The sequence below is a fragment of the Ampullimonas aquatilis genome, assembly GCF_049675895.1.
Classification (GTDB): Bacteria; Pseudomonadota; Gammaproteobacteria; order Burkholderiales; family Burkholderiaceae_D; genus Ampullimonas; species Ampullimonas aquatilis.
The window spans coordinates 1,581,433-1,600,557 of the sequence record NZ_CP183834.1 but is presented as its reverse complement, the minus strand read 5'-3'; the positions used below and the strand labels follow the sequence as shown (position 1 = coordinate 1,600,557).

The 19,125-nt window shown below is 47.9% G+C and carries 14 protein-coding genes and 1 tRNA gene; 5 read left to right on the top strand and 10 right to left on the bottom strand.

Annotated features, from left to right (window positions below; all coding sequences use genetic code 11):
* Positions 1-38 precede the first annotated feature (38 nt).
* The 3 genes from dapE to abc-f are packed head-to-tail and all read left to right on the top strand — an operon-like array spanning position 39 to position 4,133.
* Positions 39-1,193, top strand: coding sequence for a succinyl-diaminopimelate desuccinylase (dapE, locus tag ACMYR3_RS07380; RefSeq protein ID WP_424195974.1), 1,155 nt, complete (start codon positions 39-41; stop codon positions 1,191-1,193).
* A gap of 2 nt (positions 1,194-1,195) precedes the next feature.
* Complete coding sequence (gene prmB / locus ACMYR3_RS07375; protein WP_424195972.1) at positions 1,196-2,125, top strand: 50S ribosomal protein L3 N(5)-glutamine methyltransferase; 930 nt, start codon at positions 1,196-1,198, stop codon at positions 2,123-2,125.
* A 19-nt stretch (positions 2,126-2,144) separates the two neighbouring features.
* Positions 2,145-4,133 (top strand): ribosomal protection-like ABC-F family protein, encoded by a 1,989-nt coding sequence (gene abc-f / locus ACMYR3_RS07370; protein ID WP_424195970.1) that lies wholly within the window; start codon positions 2,145-2,147, stop codon positions 4,131-4,133.
* Positions 4,134-4,305: 172 nt separating this feature from the next.
* On the opposite strand, the gene ACMYR3_RS07365 is transcribed toward abc-f, so the two are convergent.
* Together ACMYR3_RS07365 and ACMYR3_RS07360 are read right to left on the bottom strand one after the other, a co-directional pair.
* Positions 4,306-5,676 (bottom strand): DUF1501 domain-containing protein, encoded by a 1,371-nt coding sequence (locus ACMYR3_RS07365; RefSeq protein ID WP_424195968.1) that lies wholly within the window; start codon positions 5,674-5,676, stop codon positions 4,306-4,308.
* An 8-nt stretch (positions 5,677-5,684) separates the two neighbouring features.
* Entirely contained in the window at positions 5,685-7,559 is a 1,875-nt protein-coding gene (locus tag ACMYR3_RS07360; RefSeq protein WP_424195966.1) for a DUF1800 domain-containing protein, read from the bottom strand.
* A gap of 199 nt (positions 7,560-7,758) precedes the next feature.
* On the opposite strand from ACMYR3_RS07360, the gene ACMYR3_RS07355 reads away from it, so the two are divergent.
* On the top strand, positions 7,759-8,994 hold the full coding sequence (locus ACMYR3_RS07355) for a Y-family DNA polymerase (RefSeq protein WP_424195964.1): 1,236 nt from the start codon (positions 7,759-7,761) through the stop codon (positions 8,992-8,994).
* An 8-nt stretch (positions 8,995-9,002) separates the two neighbouring features.
* Here ACMYR3_RS07355 and ACMYR3_RS07350 read toward each other — a convergent pair whose 3' ends face one another.
* Positions 9,003-10,403, bottom strand: coding sequence for a phenylacetate--CoA ligase family protein (locus tag ACMYR3_RS07350; protein ID WP_424196584.1), 1,401 nt, complete (start codon positions 10,401-10,403; stop codon positions 9,003-9,005).
* Positions 10,404-10,646: 243 nt separating this feature from the next.
* Between ACMYR3_RS07350 and ACMYR3_RS07345 the strand changes: the two genes are divergently transcribed.
* Positions 10,647-11,039, top strand: coding sequence for a hypothetical protein (locus ACMYR3_RS07345; RefSeq protein ID WP_424195962.1), 393 nt, complete (start codon positions 10,647-10,649; stop codon positions 11,037-11,039).
* A 279-nt stretch (positions 11,040-11,318) separates the two neighbouring features.
* On the opposite strand, the gene ACMYR3_RS07340 is transcribed toward ACMYR3_RS07345, so the two are convergent.
* The 7 genes from ACMYR3_RS07340 to ACMYR3_RS07310 form a co-directional block, all read right to left on the bottom strand.
* Positions 11,319-11,894 carry a PEP-CTERM sorting domain-containing protein gene (locus ACMYR3_RS07340; RefSeq protein ID WP_424195960.1) on the bottom strand — a complete coding sequence of 192 codons (576 nt, stop codon included), beginning with the start codon at positions 11,892-11,894 and terminating at the stop codon, positions 11,319-11,321.
* Between the two features lie 433 nt (positions 11,895-12,327).
* A tRNA-Ile gene (locus ACMYR3_RS07335) sits at positions 12,328-12,406 on the bottom strand.
* Between the two features lie 12 nt (positions 12,407-12,418).
* On the bottom strand, positions 12,419-14,905 hold the full coding sequence (gene rpoD / locus ACMYR3_RS07330) for an RNA polymerase sigma factor RpoD (protein ID WP_424196409.1): 2,487 nt from the start codon (positions 14,903-14,905) through the stop codon (positions 12,419-12,421).
* Between the two features lie 252 nt (positions 14,906-15,157).
* Positions 15,158-17,116 (bottom strand): DNA primase, encoded by a 1,959-nt coding sequence (gene dnaG / locus ACMYR3_RS07325; RefSeq protein WP_424195958.1) that lies wholly within the window; start codon positions 17,114-17,116, stop codon positions 15,158-15,160.
* Between the two features lie 44 nt (positions 17,117-17,160).
* On the bottom strand, positions 17,161-17,607 hold the full coding sequence (locus ACMYR3_RS07320; protein WP_424195956.1) for a GatB/YqeY domain-containing protein: 447 nt from the start codon (positions 17,605-17,607) through the stop codon (positions 17,161-17,163).
* 112 nt (positions 17,608-17,719) lie between these two features.
* Positions 17,720-17,932 (bottom strand): 30S ribosomal protein S21, encoded by a 213-nt coding sequence (gene rpsU, locus ACMYR3_RS07315; protein WP_424196407.1) that lies wholly within the window; start codon positions 17,930-17,932, stop codon positions 17,720-17,722.
* Between the two features lie 174 nt (positions 17,933-18,106).
* Positions 18,107-19,108: a class I SAM-dependent methyltransferase gene (locus ACMYR3_RS07310; protein ID WP_424195954.1), complete on the bottom strand. Its 1,002-nt coding sequence runs from the start codon at positions 19,106-19,108 to the stop codon at positions 18,107-18,109.
* Positions 19,109-19,125: the final 17 nt, after the last annotated feature.

Genomic DNA, 19,125 nt, shown 5'->3' with positions numbered 1-19,125 from the left:
CCTTACTTATTTTTGCTACTTCATTAACTCTTTCGATCATGCCACATAGCGCTTCCTCTCCTACCCTGGCTTTAACACTTGACCTGATAGCCCGCGACTCTGTCACGCCCGCAGATCAAGGTTGTCAGGAGCTGATGCAACAACGTTTGCAGGCGCTTGGATTTAGTTGTGAAGCCGTTATCAGCAATGGTGTGACTAACTTTTGGGCACGTAAAACAGGAACAGCAGGTACATCGGGTTCTTTACTGGTCTTTGCCGGTCACACCGATGTCGTGCCAACCGGGCCATTGGAACAGTGGGACTCGGCCCCCTTTACGCCAACCCTGCGGGATGGGCGTTTGTATGGACGTGGTGCGGCGGATATGAAAACTTCACTGGCGGCATTCATTGTGGCCACCGAAGAATTTATCAGCCAACATCCCCAACATACAGGCTCGATTGCCTATCTGATCACCAGCGACGAAGAAGGCCCGGCCACCGATGGCACCATCAAAATATGCGAGCTGTTGAAAGCGCGCAATGAACGGCTTGACTACTGCATCGTGGGTGAACCAACCTCAGTCAAATTATTGGGTGATATGGTCAAAAATGGCCGGCGTGGCTCCATGTCTGGCAAATTGACAGTTAAAGGCGTACAAGGCCATATTGCCTATCCGCATCTGGCCAGCAATCCGATTCATCTGGCTGCACCAGCACTTGCCAAACTGGTACAAACTGAATGGGACAAGGGTAATGAATTTTTTCCCCCGACCACCTGGCAAATTTCCAATATTCATGCTGGCACCGGTGCCAGCAATATCATCCCGGGTGAAGTCGTGATCGATTTCAACTTTCGTTTTTCAACTGAAAATACAGTAGAAAGCCTGCAACAACGTGTTCATGCGTTGCTTGATCAATTTGGCTTTGACTATGATCTGCAATGGAGCGTGAGTGGTAAACCCTTTTTGACCGAACGTGGCGATCTCTCAACCGCATTGGCAGCTGCTATTCAGGCTGAAACCGGACTCGAAACTGAACTTTCAACGACGGGCGGAACCTCCGACGGCCGCTTTATTGCCCAAATATGCCCGCAAGTGATCGAGTTTGGTCCGCCCAACGCCAGCATTCACAAAATCAATGAACACATTGAGATTGAATTCATTGATCCACTCAAGAACATCTATCGTGGTGTTCTGGAAAGACTCATCAAATAAATATGAAAAACCCGCTCATCGATAAAACCAGTAAAAAGCCCAAAGATAAACGCTTGAAGCAATTGCTCACGATTCGTGACTTGCTGCGTTATGCAGTCAGCCGTTTCAATCAGTCCCAATTGCATTTTGGGCATGGTAGTGACAATGCATTTGATGAAGCGGTTTATCTAATCCTTAAAACGCTGGATTTGCCGATTGATCAGCTTGAGCCATTTCTGGATGCCAAGCTGCTTAGTGATGAAGTCGCTCATGTCCTCAAACAGATTGATCGGCGCGCTGATGAACATATGCCAGCGGCGTATCTGACCAATGAAGCATTTTTAGGTAATTACCGTTTTTATGTGGATGAGCGAGTGATTGTGCCACGCTCCTTTATTGCCGAATTATTGCGCGAACAATTTGCGCCATGGATTGAAGATCCACTCGGCGTTAAACATGTCCTTGAGCTTTGTACTGGCTCGGGCTGTTTATCCATCCTGGCTGCAGAGTCCTTTCCCAATGCACTGATCAATGCGACCGATTTATCCGAACTGGCCTTGCAGGTTGCCGACATCAATGTGCGTAATTATCAATTACTGGAACGCATCCGACTGATTCATTCCGATGTCTATGCCAAAGTACCAAAACGGAAATTTGATCTGATTTTCAGCAATCCGCCTTATGTCAATTCTGACAGCATGCTCAATCTGCCTGATGAGTATCGCCACGAACCACAAATGGCACTGGAAGGTGGTGCAGATGGCATGGACATTGTCCGGCGCATCATTGCTGAAGCCAAACCACGGCTGACCCGCAAAGGTATTTTGGTGATTGAAGTGGGCCATGAACGTGCCCATGTTGAAGCCGCCTTTCCGGAATTGCCCATGACCTGGCTATCCACCTCGGGCGGTGATGATATGGTCTTCCTGGTACACGCCGCAGATTTGTCTTGATTATAAAAACCATCCGGTCATGATTAAACTCACCCAGGTCATGCTGCAGCGTGGCCTTAAAACGCTCTTGTCCAGCGCAACGGTCACCATCAACCCAGCTCAACGGGTTGGTCTGGTCGGTGCCAATGGTGCGGGCAAATCCAGCCTCTTTGCCCTGTTGCGCAATGAATTGCAAGTCGATGGTGGTGAATTATCTTTTCCACCAACCTGGCAAGTTGCCCATGTGGCACAGGAAACCCCGGCATTGGATATGGTCGCGCTCGACTATGTGTTGCAGGGTGATACTCGTTTGCATAAGCTGACTTTACGGATGGCCGAGCTGGAAGCGCATCCGGCCAATGAGCACGGTGAAGAACTGGCGCATCTACATGCTGATTATGCCGATGCCGATGGTTATACAGCCCGCTCACGGGCTTCAGCTTTGTTACTCGGCCTGGGCTTTACACTGGCGGCTCTGGAGCGCCCAGTGGCGAGTTTTTCGGGTGGTTGGCGGATGCGCTTAAATTTGGCCCAAGCGCTGATGTGCCCGTCCGACTTGCTGCTGCTCGATGAACCCACCAATCACTTGGATCTGGATGCCATTGTCTGGCTGGAAGACTGGCTCAAGCGCTATACCGGTACGCTGATTGTGATCTCCCATGACCGGGAATTTCTGGATGCAATCTGTACCGCCATTGTGCATATTGAAGACGCCCAGCTCAAACTCTATACCGGCGATTATTCCTCGTTTGAAGTGCAACGCGCCACCCAACGCGAACAAGCCGCCGCGGCCTATGCCAAGCAACAACAGCAAGTGGCGCATTTGCAAAGTTTTATTGATCGTTTCAAGGCCAAGGCCACCAAGGCCAAACAGGCGCAAAGTCGGGTCAAGGCATTGGAACGCATGGAAAAGATTGCCGCTGTGCGCGATGAAACCGCCTTCACCTTCAGCTTTGCCGAAGCCAATGCCGCACCCAATCCCTTGCTGCGTTTGGATACCGTGAACTGTGGTTATCAGGTTCAGCAAGTTACCGACGATACTGCCAATAAGCAGATTGTCATCTTGCAGCACATTTCTCAATCACTGCAGCAAGGTCAGCGGATTGGTTTGCTGGGTGCCAATGGTCAGGGCAAATCAACGCTCATCAAAACCTTGGCTCAGGAAATTGCCCCTTTGAGTGGTGAGGTCACACTGGGCAAAGGTTTGGCCATTGGTTATTTTGCCCAGCATCAACTTGAAACGCTGCGCCCTGATGATTCAGCCCTACAACATTTGGCACGCCTCGCACCGGATACGCGCGAACAAGAATTACGCGACTTTTTGGGCCGCTTTAAATTTGCCGGTGACATGGCCACACAAGCCATTGAACCCTTTTCAGGTGGTGAAAAAGCCCGACTGGCTTTGGCTTTAACGGTCTGGCTCAAACCCAATTTGCTGCTGCTTGATGAGCCAACCAATCACCTTGATCTGGAACTCCGTGAAGCGTTGACGCTGGCACTGGCTCAATTTGAAGGCACGATGCTCCTGGTATCGCATGATCGCGCGCTCTTGCGTGCTACCTGCGATGAGTTCTGGCTGGTGGCCGATGGCCAGGTCAAACCATTTGATGGTGATCTGGATGATTACCGTGAATGGCTCAACGCCCGCACTCAGGCACAGCAGGTGCAAATTTCTGCGCCCGCTACCACCAACAATGGCGCTGTCACTAATCCAGCTAGCAATGATGCCTCAGGCAATTTGCGCAAACTGGATCGCAAAGAAGCGGCGCAAGCCCGCCAGGCTTTGTCGGCACAAAAAAAGCCTTTGCTCAATGAATTGAAAAAAGTCGAAACCAATTTACAAAATCTGCAAGCTCGTCTGGTCGAGCTCACCAGCTATCTGGCTGATGAAAGCAGTTATAGCGATGCCAATAAAGCCAAACTGACCGAAGCCATCAAGGAACAAAGCAACAAGCAGGCAGAGTTGGAAACGCTGGAAATGCGCTGGTTGGAATTGCAAGAGACATTGGAGCAGTTGGAACAGGCCTGATGCCCTGTTTTGTTGAATTTCTCAACAAAAATGAAGGTTGCTGCTTGATGCCATTTAAACGGAAAATAGCTTGAAAAATGGCATACTACTGATATGTATAGTTGATAATTAAGCTATATAGTGCGTAAATAAAGGGGTATTTTTTATACCCCCTTATAGTATACAAACAACGCTAGACCATAAAGCCCAGATCCTTGACCGGAAACTTGACCAGACTTGGAAACACCTGAGCCAGTTGCGTATCGTTCAGACCATACCATTTAGCCAGGGTCGCCCCCATCTGACTGACAGAAATCCTGGGAATCCAGCGACCATGCAATTCCCAACTATCTTTACCCACATCGTCAGCCCCACCCAAAACCAGTTCCGGCAAGGTACCCACCATCTGCTGGTTTTGTACCGCACCACCCATCACAAACTGATGATTGCCCCAGGCATGGTCAGTACCACTACTTGAGTTGGGTTTGAGCGTGCGTCCAAAATCGGCCTCGGTAAATGCCGTGACATTTTGCGCTACGCCCAAAGCCTTGGTGGCGTTATAAAACGCGGCCATGGCATCACCCAAAGTTTGCAGCAAGGCTGACTGACGTTCCGGCTGATTGTCATGCGTATCAAAGCCACCCAATGAGGCAAAGAAAATTTGCTGACTGGCACCACCACGATTTTTAATCAACTTGGCAATCTGATACAACTGGCCAGCCAGATCGCTCTTCAGTGAGGTACCAGAAATCACCGGGGCAAAGGCTGCGTCAATTTCACTATTACCGCCCTGGGTTGGGCGGGTTTGCAAAATCGGCGTCAACTGCGCACCTTTTGATAAAGCGTTATTCTGAATATTGGTAAAGGACTTCAACATCAGATTAGCACCGCTATTGGCATTGTTGATGATGGTCGCCAGATTACTTTTGCGCAAGGCATTCTGATAACCATAATAGCCTTCCAGCCCCAGACTGCCGCCCGGGCCAGGCAAGACCAATGGACCACTCAAGGCGCTGAGAGAAAAGTGATTATTACCACCCAAAGACATGACCTGGCTACCGCTGGTCTGCATCGCCGTACGACCACCCCAACCGGTCCGCTCTACCACGCTGGCCGTACCATTTTCCCATTGGGCTTGTTGATCCGAATGAGAAAACAGACTTTCCGGTATCACCTTGCCCAGACTCTTGGCATTGAGATAATCATTTTTTGTGAGCGGCTCGGCAAGCGGGCCAACATTTAAAACACCAGTCAAGCCACCATCATCCCACACCGATTTGAGTGCCGCTAATGAAGGATGCAAACCAAAATTGGCATCCAGTTGCACAATATCGGCGCGATTCAAACCAACCGGGCTGCTGCCCCGCACATTGCTATAGTTGTTCCAACCAGTGCTATCCAAAGGCAGAATGGTGTTATTGCCATCATTGCCACCAAACAGAAAAATACAAACCAGCGCACGATAACCGCTGGCCTGCGCCTGCGCTTCTCCAACGCTCAGCAGATTCATGCTGGACAAGGCACCGAGCGCGAGCCCCTGTTGCAAAAATGTTCGACGATTCATGGCCTACCTCAACGTTGAATGGCGTAATACGGGGATGCAAAGACCATGTAAGCAGCGGTCTTGACGCGCTCGGTCTTGTAAGTGTTTTTGGCATTGGCAATGGTCCAGGCATTGACCGCATCAATGATCAACTGGCGATCGCTACCTGGCATACCGGTAGTACCCGAGACTTGAATGATTTTGTCCACTAACACCGCCGGGTCATCGGCGTAGATTTCAAAACTACCCAGGTTGGCACGGGTGCCTGTGGCCGTCGCACCCAAAGGAGGGGTATCGCTTGCTTTGGGGCACCAATCATTAGCCAGATTGCTGTTATAACAATACACATAACTATTAAAAAAGTTCATCCGTGCCAGCGTGGTGTTTTCATTTTCCAACCCAAACTGCGGCCCCAACTTGCCAGCAACACCCGGCAATGGATAATCGGGCGCATAAAAATTAAATACTGAAGGTGAATTAAATACCTGCTGTCCTACCCCAGTGCCCAACCAGTAAAACGGATCACCATCGGTGGTGCCATTCATCGCCCGTAAAAAACCAAGGTGATACAACACTGGCTCACGCAGCTTGCCAAAGTTGGGATCAGTTGGCGTATCGCCACGAACCTCCTTATCGAGCAAAATTTGCGCAATGACTGCTTTCATGTCACCACGTGCGCCACTACCAATTCCGCCATCAGCCGACACACCACTATTGAATGCCGCACTAACCCGTGCCACATAAGCCGGGCTTGGGTTACTAGTCACCAAAAACTGGATCAAGCGCTGCGCCATGAATGGTGCAATATTGGGATGATTGAACAGACTGTCTATCACCTTGTCGATAGCCGCATCGGCTGTCACACCACCAGGCACCACGACGCCACTGAGCAATTTATGCTCAGCCGTGTCATGTCCGGCCACCTTGCTCACCATCTGACCTTTCAGATAGGTGTAGTTAAACCACTTTGAGCGCCATTGGCCTTGCCCACCTTCTGGATAAGTCCAACCAGTCAGTGCATAAGCGTATTCACGTACCATCGCATTATCGTAAGTAGCCTGACAGGCACCACTCTTCAACGTGCCGTCGTTATTGAGCTCACACACACCAATGGAAAACAGTTGCATCAACTCACGTGCAAAGTTTTCATTCGGATCGGATTTATCATTATTGACGTTATTGAGGTACACACCCATCACTGGATGCAACGCCACTTTTTTAAGCAAGTCGCGCATATTGCCAAAAGCTGAATTGAGCAACATTTGGTGATAGTCACGCAAACCATAGGTACCGGATACTTCATGATTGGAAACCACAAATATCTGGCTCAGCGCAAAAGCCATGCGCTGACGTAGCTGATCAGTGCCCTTTAAGCCATTATGATAAAAATCCCAGGACATGGGCTGAGCGGAATAATAATCACGCCAACAATTGTCACCAATATTGAGATCCTTGCAGAAGTCGCCGATATGCGTATTGATCTGGTCATCACCGCCGGAAACATACAAGGATGGTGCTTCCGCAAATTGCCCCAATACATATTTTTTAGGACCCTGCTTTTGCACCTGAGCGATGGTGCTTTCGGTCGGGCCAAAACTGGCCTGACTGAGCATCCGTATGGCATCCTCGGAACTGGTTGGCTGATCTGGTTCAGCCGCAGCAGCCTGAGCTTCGGTACTGCCTGGACCGGCAACACCTGTCGCAGTGGGTACGTCCGAAGCACTACTGCTGCTACCACCACTGCCACCGCAACCGGACAATACCAGCGCCAAAGCTGATATTGACAGTCCGATCATCGCCCTACCCACTATTACCCGTACCGGTTTATTGGCTAATTGGGTGCTGGCACCTGTGCCTAACAGTTTTTCAGGATAGCAATCCTGTAATAAGCGCCCCGAAATCATCTTATTTAACTCCCCAAAGTTATGTGACGGAGTCTAGCGATTGTCATGGGGTAAAAGACTGACAAATTGCACGCTATTACGCTTGTATCAAATGCTTACAGGATCTTGTTACCAATAATGATCTATCTGTAAAGAATCACCATGGCATGTGTCAAACGATATGTCATTATACTGTATATATATACAGTATAATGACGCAATGAGCCTGCAGATTATCGTTATCGACTTCAACTCCTATTTCGCCTCGGTTGAACAGCAAGTCAACCCAAAATTACGCGACCAGCCGGTTGGCGTTGTACCCGTCGTGGCTGAAACCACCTGCTGCATTGCGGCCAGCCATGAAGCCAAACAATGGGGGGTCAAAACTGGCACCCTGGTTACCGAAGCAAGGCAACGCTGCCCCAATATCATCTTTGTGCCAGCACGTCATGATCTGTATGTGAAATTTCATCACGCTGCCATTGAGATAATCGATACTATTCTGCCGGTCAGCAAAGTCATGTCGATTGATGAAATGGCGTGTGAGTTACCGGTTCGCTGGCGCCATCCTGATGCTGCACGTGAAAAAGCGGCTCAAATCAAGACGGCACTCGAATCGGGATTAGGTCAATGTCTGAAAACATCGATTGGTATTGCACCCAATCTGTTTCTGGCCAAAACGGCCTCCAATCTTCAAAAGCCGGATGGTCTGGTCATTCTTCAACACAGCGATTTACCTGGACCTTTACTCAAACTCCCAATCAATGCCTTGACCGGTATTGGGCCTGGCATGGCCATCCGCTTGAATCAATACGGTGTGCAATCCATGCAGGACCTATGGAAGATCAGTAGTGACGAACTAGGGAAAATGTGGGGCAGTATTGAAGGTCAACATTTTCATGCCAAACTACATGGCTTAGAGACACCCAGCCTGAACTCGCAACGAAGCACACTATCACACTCGCATGTATTACCACCACGCCTGAGAAACGCTCAGGGAGCCTATGGTGTGCTGAACCGTCTGACACAAAAAGCGGCGATGCGCTTGCGCAAAATTGAACTTTTAGCGGGTACGTTAAGCGTTCATATCAAATTTACTGAACGCGATTCAAGGGGCAGACGTTTAGTATGGAAAAAAGAAGTGAGCTTGCCGCATACGCAACACACCGTCAACTTTATAAGGGCACTTGATCATCTCTGGTCCAGTCTACCCAGCCCGCACCCTACGCCGAGTGCTGTCGGTATGGCATTGTTTGACCTGAAAGAAGCACAATATCAAAATGGTTCGTTATTCGATCCTGGTCATCGTCAGGATGCGCTTTACCAAACTCTGGATGATCTCAATATTCGCTATGGCAAACATACTGTCTTTTTTGCCGGAGCCCATGCAGCACTTGAAGAAGCACCAATGCGCATCGCATTCAATCATATTCCCGATTTGCAAACCGAAGCCTGAGAGACAATCTACTTATTCAGGAATGATGTCATGGCAATGACACGCTGCACTTTGCCACTGCGGCCACGAGCAATCGAGGCACCACTATGACAATGAATATGGACATCCCCAATACCTTGCAAAGCAAGATAATTGGCCAGCATGACTTTGGCACGCTGCAAGGACTGCGTAACAGCACGACCATTTTGCTCTGTACACAGCAATAATTCGCATGGGCCTTTTTGGGTCAGTTGAAAATCATACAACCCTGCTTCATGCTCAAGAATTGTACTGAGTGCCAATGGCAGTAGTTGTACTTGTTGAGCGCCAGGATTACCTAAACGCAAAGTTTCATCATTGCGTCCTTGCACTTCAATCAATGGCAGCGATGAACCACATTCACAGCAGGCAGAATGCAAGGTGACGTGATCGCCTAAATCGTAACGAATCAGTGGTTGCAGATGATTGGCAAGATTGGTCAATAATGTCGTTGCCCCTGTCACATTGGCGGGTAACACCCGTCCCTGCTGATCGACCGATTCCAGAATCACCCAATCACTATTCAAGTGTAAATGCCCATATCGGCATTCAGCCGCAATTGGCAAGAATTCCGATGCACCATAGCTATCGGCCACATGACAGGCAAAGGCTTCCTGCACAAAATGGCGCATCGGTGAGGAAAAGGTTTCACCACCTGTCCATATCTCTTTTGGCCTGATATTGAGCCGACCAGCACGGCATTCTTCCGCCAATAAGACTGCCACACTCGGATATGTTGAAATAATCGTGGGTACCAATGCCTGCAACTGTGCGACCAATTGATGAGTTGGCTGCAAAAAGGACAGGCAACGCAAACCTTCCGACAAGCCTGGATTTAATTGCTGCAATCGTTTGATCGAGACAACACTCGCAAAATGTCCATCAATCGCGCCAATAAAGACAAAGCGCTCATTTAAATAAAAAGGATCACACCAGCGCTGCCAAGGCCGTAACGCTGGGCGCCGCAAAAACTCCAGCGCATCATAAACAGCCAAAGCTTTGGCATCCTGCACAAAGATACCCGGTTCCCCACTACTGCCAGAACTTTCCCATACCATATAGCGATCCAGATAGGGGACTGTTATCAACCGCTCATCTGCTACGAAATCTTGTAATGAAGCCAAGTGAATATCAGAATCAGTTACCCAACTGGAAAATTGCGCCATCAGATCTTTTTTGTGTGTAATGGGCAAATCCTCAATACCTGCGGTTGCAGGATCAATCTCTTTCAACAAATCTTGAAACAACTTTGACTTTTGTTTTGCTGTCACGATTAAATCAGTTAAGCGCTTGCTTTGGCGCGATTTCAGCGCAGCAGTTGAACTATGTGCAGCGATGGACACATCAGCTGTCACCGCCAAACCATGCAGTGGATCAAATGGCAGAGGCATAGAAAACACTTAGTTTGATAGTTTGAGAGACTCTTTAAAGAACACTGCCACGTCTGATTGCTGCAAAGCGGTTCAATAATATTTCTGCCATGACTGCCAGTAGCTCAGCTGTTATCGGATTCTTTGCATTTGATAAGTGTCATATTTCGATAGTGTGAAACGTGGATTTGATTAAATAAAATACATAATAAATCAAAATAATTGCTTTTAATTGTGGCACGACAACTTTTATCAATTGAGAGAATGAATATGCAAACTGCTTGGATTGAAGATCAAATATTATCGGCTGGCGCCGCTGCAGTTGGTGCGGGCGTAGTCACTACCTTGCTACAGCTGAATACACTGGATGGCAAGTTGACAATTGCCCTATTCTGCTTTTCTTATTCCATTCCGATGAATACCTTTTTGTTTGTGACGCATGCCTCGGGTCTGAAAGTCAAAACTGGGTTTCCAGCCTATTTGGTAATCGCGGCTTATATGTCTGCGTTATTCGTGTTTTGGGTAGGGATGGTCTATACGGTATCGCATCTGTCTGAACAGGCTGGCATTGTGTTTACCCTAGCGCTATTTCTTTGCTTGGCGCTGCTACTGTGTTTCAACGCAACCGATCACGCCGAAAAGGAATCTAAGGATTAGATTTAATCGATCGTTATTTGCGCCTGATAGGTAATGGTGGATGTGGATCAGCTCCCAAATTCAGCCAGAGTCGTCTCAACAAAAGTACCTTGGAAATTGATTCTGTAAACGGCTCAATCTCTTATCCTCTACAAATATTGATCCGAAGAAGATGATCGGGAAAAAAATGTTAATTGCCGCCAGTAATGTGACTGTTTTTACACCGCTCAAAGCCCTTAAGGATGTAATAAACCCTTAAGCAATCATAAAACGGCTATGGATATTTGGTAGCCACCTTTCTTAGATCATTTGACGACGGCGTACCACCCATCCTAATACACCTAAACCTGACATCATCAATAGATAAGTTTCGGGTTCAGGCACAGCAGCCATGACGGCACCACCATTAATTCCTCGGGATTTAAAACCACCTGCTTGAAACTCAAACCCTCCACCGCCAATCGTTTTTAATAATACGGTGCCACCGGCATTACTTAAGGCTTGACTAAATACCAGACCAAACTGGGCAGTGGAATCTACCGAATGAGTGGGACAACTCACACATGCGCCCGATTTGATACCGAAAGTCGTGTCATTCAGAAAATGATTAGAAGAGGCATTAGTGAGATTATTGGTTGTATATGCCAAACCATTCAATGAAACAAAACCAATGGCACTTGGATTGACTGTGGTTGTAGTAATGATGTCCCAAGTGTTATAGGTGTGGGTGTCGGCGTCATAAACAAATGAACCTGATGCAGTTGCACCATCTCGGAAAGTCACCTCACTGAGCAGCCAGGTTATAGGGGTTGCTTGTACCTCTGAGACAAGAAGGAAAATCAAACCAATTACTGCGAAAGAAAAACCATGTTTCATTTCATTCCCCCCAAGAATTAGACTATTGACGATCCTCAACGAGCAGGCAATCAGTTGTTACCTGTTACCAATACATATGAGTAAATTAACGAAAATTAACGAATGACGCCAATTCACTCTGCCTATGAATTCCAATTGTTAAATTAGGTAACCATTTACTCATTCAAATAGTGTTGGGCGTAAAAAACAAAAAAGCCCAACTATACAAACTGGGCTTTCGTTCAATTTCTTCTCATCTCATGCGCTAGGATGAGATAAATGATGGATAGAAATCATCGTTGTTACCAAACTTCCAATAAGCTGTGCTCTGATACCGTGTTTTAAAAATGATCCTTGAGAAGACAAATTTTCTAATTGGGTTTCACAGCACTCTCATGAAACAAGAAAGCAAAAGGCCCGATCTTGTGAATCGGGCCTAAAGGCTTGATTTAATTGGTGGCCCCCCCGTGAGTCGAACACGGCACCAACGGATTATGAGTCCGCTGCTCTAACCAAGCATGAGCTAGGGGGCCAAGCTTAAAGGCTTAGTTACCCTCAAGGAAACTCTTGAGTTTATCGGAACGACTTGGATGACGCAGTTTGCGTAAAGCCTTGGCTTCTATTTGACGAATTCGTTCACGGGTCACATCAAACTGCTTACCGACTTCTTCGAGAGTATGATCGGTACTCATTTCAATCCCAAAACGCATCCGCAAAACCTTGGCTTCACGTGGTGTCAATGAATCGAGCACATCCTTGACCACATCGCGCATAGAACCATGCAGTGCCGCATCAGCTGGTGCCAATGTGATCTGATCTTCAATAAAATCGCCAAGATGTGAATCATCATCATCACCAATGGGTGTTTCCATGGAGATCGGCTCTTTGGCGATCTTCATGATCTTGCGAACCTTATCCTCTGGCATTTCCATTTTCTCAGCCAGGGTTGCTGGATCTGGCTCTATACCCGTTTCTTGCAATATCTGACGAGAAATACGGTTCATCTTGTTGATCGTTTCGATCATATGCACCGGAATACGAATCGTGCGCGCCTGATCAGCAATGGAGCGTGTAATTGCCTGACGAATCCACCAAGTCGCATAGGTAGAAAACTTATAACCACGACGATATTCAAACTTGTCGACGGCTTTCATCAAGCCAATATTACCCTCCTGAATCAGATCCAGGAATTGCAGGCCACGGTTGGTGTACTTCTTGGCAATCGAAATCACCAGACGCAAGTTCGCCTCGGTCATTTCACGCTTGGCGCGACGCGCCTTGGCTTCACCAGTTGACATCTGTTTATTGATATCGCGCAGATCTTTCAATGGCAATACAACCCGGGCTTGCAGATCAATCAGTTTTTGCTGCAATTCCTTGACTGTCGGAATATTTCTTCCCAGAACGGCGCTATACGGGTGGTTTGCCGCAACTTCCTTGTCAACCCATTCCAGATTAGTTTCATTACCTGGGAAAACCTTAAGGAAATGTGGTCGTGGCATGCCACAACGATCCACACAAACCGCCAATAATTGACGCTCGATAGAACGCACTTCATCAACCTGAGCACGCAGCGTATCGCACAGCCGTTCTACCGTCTTGGCGGTAAAGCGAATCGTCATCAATTCGTTGGTGATGGCTTCCTGGGCACCAATATAGGTTTTCGACTTATAGCCATCTTTTTCAAATGCCTTACGCATTTTGTCAAAAAGATCGCTGATATTTCTGAATTTCTCCAGAGCATCTTGCTTGAGTTGCTCAAGTTGAGCAGCCGAAGCGGCGGCTGAAGCGGCACCATCGTCCTCTTCTTCATCCTCGTCCTCATCATCAAGCTCTTCTTCCTCGATAATTTCCTCTTCCTCTTCCGCAGCCAGTGCACCTTCATCAAGGGCATTAGGATCAATCAGGCCATCAACAAATTCGTCAACACGAATCTCTTCTTTTTCAACTCGTTCAGCCGAAGCAAGAATTTCAGAAATCGTGGTTGGACAAGCGGAGATTGCTTGCACCATGTGTTTCAGACCATCTTCAATCCGTTTGGCGATTTCAATTTCGCCTTCACGAGTCAGCAACTCAACCGTTCCCATTTCACGCATATACATACGCACCGGGTCAGTGGTTCGGCCAAACTCGGAGTCAACGGTCGACAAAGCAGCTTCAGCTTCTTCTTCAGCATCTTCTTCACTGGAAATGGATGGCGCATTGTCATTGAGCAACAAGGTTTCTGCATCAGGTGCCTTGTCATACACAGCAATACCCATATCATTGAAGGTACTGATAATGCCTTCAATGGCTTCCGCATCCACCACGTCATCGGGCAAATGGTCATTGATTTCAGCATAGGTCAGGAAGCCGCGCTCCTTACCCAGTTTGATCAGATTTTTAAGCTTGGTACGACGCGCTTCCAGATCCTGAGCTGTATCAGTTGGCAAAGCCAACGCATCTTTCAGCAAAGCTTTTTCTTTGGCTTTGCGGTCTTTGACTTTCTGTTTATCGAGTTTTTTCTGTTCAGCCACTGTTAACTGGGGTTGCGAAGTAGTTTCTAAATCCATTAAAGCTTTACCATCTATAGAGTGTTTGGAGTCATCCGTTTGTCCAGACTTTGCCCCTTTGGGGCGACCTCGTCGACCTGTTGCAACAACCATTTCTGGCTGTGCGATATCGGCCTGAACAACGGGTACGTCGTGTTTGACTGATGTTGCTTTTTCAGTTTTAACGGCAACTGTTTTTGCTGCAGAGTTTGGTTTCGCCGATTTAGCTGCAGGTTTTGCAGCGGTTTCAATTTTCTTGGCGCTTGGACTATCTACTTTACTTGCATTTTTAGCCGATACCTTGGTTGCCAGCTTTTTCGTAACGACCGTAACCGGTGATGCCGCTTTTTTTACTTCGCCGGCAATTTTGGTAGTTTTCTCTACAACCTTGCTGATAGCCGTAGCCGATTTGCTAGCTTTGGTTGACTTGGTAGCGGCAATGGTTGTGATCACCTTTTTTGATTCCACTTTTTTAGCAGGGCTTTTTTCCTTGGTCACCACACTCTTGGACTTGCTTTTTGGAGCAGTTTTAGGAGCGACCTGAGATTTGGATTGTGGCATGTATTTTCTCCAACCTACAAAATCAAGCAGACGTCTTGAGAAACCAATTCAGACCCAGACTTCACTGCCGGGACCACCAGAAAGAAACCCGCTGACACGAATTTGCAACAGCGCGTCAAAAAGTAAACCTTAGATTATACAGCTATTTAGCGTCAAATTTTCAGATTTCAAGTCAAAAAGCCCTTGCGCTAGCTAATTTCCCTGATTTTTATATTGTCGGTACCATTGTTCATAAGCCTCGCCACCTTGTTTAGCAAGCAAGTTACCCTTATCCACCATCATTTTTCTTTCAAGCTTGATAAGCGCCCCCTCAAACTCAAGCTGCTCAATTTCAGCGTCTTCTTGTTGGATAATTTCTTCGTTCACAAGTTTAGTGAGCAAGGGTAAATAAACCAATTCATAGCGTTGACTATTGGTGTCCTGCGCCAATAAATCACCGAGCGCCGCTGAACTGTTGACCTGATATCGCTCTATCAAGTTGATTAAATGATTCAAATTACCAACCTGGGCTTGTAGTTCAACATCGCGCAATAAGCCCAGTAAGCCAGGTGAAATTTGAGTAAACCAATCAGGATGACTAAGCAAGGCTTGTACGACACGGCTTTCGAGCGATTCTGGTGCCAATCTTGGCAAATTGGCACCCTCAGGTATTTTTTCTCGACCGTAACTATTTTTACCTGAAAACTTACCGAATGACTTGCCCTGGCGATTACCGCTCTGAGCCGCCTTAAAAGAACCGGCTTGATTTGCAACGCCGCGCCGATCAGAAGATTGACGGGAATCATAAGCCTCTGCCTTGGGATGTGACTCAGCAAAACTTTGCACCAAGGCATCAATTTCTTCATGCGGCGTATCAAGCTGATGTCCCAATTCACGTGTTACCTGCATACGCAAAGCACCGCGTGGCAACTGATTCAGCAAAGGACGCGCCTGAAATAATGCCTGGGCGCGGCCTTCGGCACTATTAAGATTGGTATCTTCGCAAACCTGTTGAATCAAAAACTGTGATAGAGGCATGGCGCCGCTGACTGCCTGCAAAAAAGCATCCACTCCATATTCTCGAACATAAGAATCCGGATCATGTTCAGTGGGCAAGAATAAAAACTGGATGGTCTTATTGTCTTCGGCGTGTGGCAAAGCGGCTTCCAATGCCCGGCGAGCCGCACGACGTCCCGCCGCATCCCCGTCAAAGCTAAAAACCACTCGATCGGTCTGGCGCATCAATTTTTGCAAATGCGTTGAGGTACACGCTGTGCCAAGTGTGGCGACCACATTGGCAATGCCAAATTGAGCCAATGCCACCACATCCATATAACCTTCAACAACCAGCACATAGTCGTGTTGGCGAATCGCCTGACGTGCCTCAAACAAGCCGTAAAGTTCGCTGCCCTTATGAAATAGCGGGGTTTCAGGTGAATTCAGATACTTGGGCTCACCTTGCCCCATGACTCGGCCACCAAAACCAATCACCTGCCCTTTGGTATTGCGAATCGGAAACATAATGCGGTCACGAAAACGATCATAACGCTTGGCCTGGCGTGGGGAATCGGTAGCGTCATGCTCATCTTCCTTGGTAATCACCAAACCCGATTCAACCAGCGCCTCCGATTCGTAATTGTCAAAGACTTCCGCCAGATTGCGCCAATCATCTGGCGCATAGCCCAAACCAAAATGAGCAGCAATTTCACCGGTTAACCCTCGTCCCTTTAGGTATTCGATTGCCTTGGGCGCAGTACGCAACTGGCGCCGATAATACTGTGTGGCCTGAACCATGACATCGGAGAGTGTCAGACTGACCGGCTCCGCCTCACCCGATTCGGATGCAGCGGTGTAATAAGATTGTTGCGGCCTTGGCTGGGTTTCTTCTGGCACCTGTAGTCCAGCCTGATAAGCCAGTTGCCTGATCGCCTCCACATAAGTCAGTCCGGTATATTCCATCAGAAAACCGATGGCACTGCCGTGCGCGCCACAACCAAAGCAATGGTAAAACTGCTTGGTGGGACTGACCGTAAATGAAGGGGATTTTTCGCCATGAAATGGGCATAGGCCCATAAAATTGGCACCGCCTTTTTTAAGTTGCACATACTTGCCAACCACATCGACAATATCGACGCGGTTGAGCAAATCAGTAATGAAACTCTGCGGGATCAAGCTGGCTTCTGTGTACGCGAGTTAAGTAGAGCCTGTCTGCCAAATTACTTGGACAAGGCCACTTTAACCAATTTGGATACTTCAGTCATGTCCGTTTTGCCGGCCAGTCTGGCTTTCAGAATGGCCATGACTTTACCCATATCCTGCGGACCTGCCGCACCCGAAGCACTGACTGCAGCGACGACTTCTTGCTCCACCTCAGCTACAGTCAGCTGCTGCGGCAGGTAAGCAGACAAGAAGACAATTTCTGCACTTTCTTTATCAGCCAAATCCTGACGACCTGCCGCCAAAAACTGGCTTAAGGAATCTTTGCGCTGTTTGATGAGTTTATCCACAATCGCAGTGACTTGAACATCATCCAGCGTGATTCGCTCATCCACTTCTTTTTGTTTCAATGCCGCCAATAACATACGGATAGTGCCAAGCTTGTCAGCCTCTTTGGCGCGCATGGCAGTTTTCATGTCTTCGGTGATCTGTTCTTTGAGTGACATATTTATCCTTTGTCAGGTAAGAGCCATAAACACCAAAGCCCGCTTTGGACGAGCCAGAGCGGGCTTGGTATTTACCAATTAAATGAACTGCGGACAAGCCGCAACAATGCAATTAGTAGAGTTTTTTCGGCAGCATTTGGCTGCGGATACGCTTGTAGTGACGCTTAACTGCAGCAGCCAATTTACGTTTACGTTCTGCAGTGGGTTTTTCATAAAACTCACGGGCGCGCAGTTCGGTCAGAAGACCATTTTTTTCAATGGTGCGCTTGAAACGGCGCATTGCAACTTCAAACGGTTCGTTTTCTTTAAGACGGATAGTGGTCATAGAATCAATACGGGTTGAAAAATCTAGTGTCATCCGGATTTTGCGGAAGACTCGTAACTAAGCTTTCGATAGTACTATAGAAATATAGGTATGTAAATGAAATGTGAGCACAAGCGACAAAAAAAGCAAATTAATTTCTTTGACATGCCTGACCAAAAGCCAACTGTATCGGACTCATCGGACAAACCACCAAGCGCGATGAATCTTGCGATCACGACAATCTTCAGGTACAGACCAGCTCGATACTTCTTCTGCCCGTATGTCTGGCAGACCCAATAAATCGGCATCGAGCTTGAAACCAAGGTAATTGGTGGAAAAAATCAACCGCCCACCTTCTGCCAGCAAATCCAGGCAGGCATCGATTAAGCGCCGGTGATCACGCTGTATATCGAGTACATCATCCATTTTTTTGGAATTGGAAAACGTGGGCGGGTCCAGCACAATCACATCAAACTGCTTGTTTGCCTGAATGGCTTCATCCAGATAACGGAATACGTCGGCACGAATCAGCACATGTTTGGCACGATTGAGGCCATTAAGCTCAAAATTACGCGCACTCCATGCCTGATAAGTATTGGAAAGATCAACCGTCTCAGAATAACTGGCCCCGCCCACTGCGGCATGCACTGTAAAAGCGGCGGTATAGGCAAACAGATTCAAGACACGTCGTCCTTGGGACTGTTCAGCCAGCCAGCGTCGCAGTGGCCGATGATCAAGAAACAGGCCGCTATCCAGGTAGGACTGCAAGTTGACCCACAATTTAATGCGCCCTTCCTGAACGATAAAGTCGGTACCCGACTCCCCGGTTTTTTCGTACTGGGCACGTCCCCCCTCTTCACTGCGTTGTCTGGCGCGCAATTTGAAGACAATTCGCTCAACAGGAATCTGCATTGCAGCACCTACCGCCTGCAATACGCCTTCTTGCCAAAACAGGTAGTCCTCTTCAGTTTGCTGCCAACCCGTATCAAACTCTTGCAGATGCAACCACAGCTCAGCCGGATGATTGGATTCAGCTTGCCAGCGCGTATATAAATCAATCACCAATGGGAATGCCGGAATGTCCCGATCATAGAGGCGATAGCAGCTAATCTGCTGACGGCGCGCCCATTTGGCCAGGTGACGCTGATTTTTGATAAGTCGATTTTGTAGTGACTGGAAATCTGGAGTAGCTGACATGGTGAACGAACCAGCGC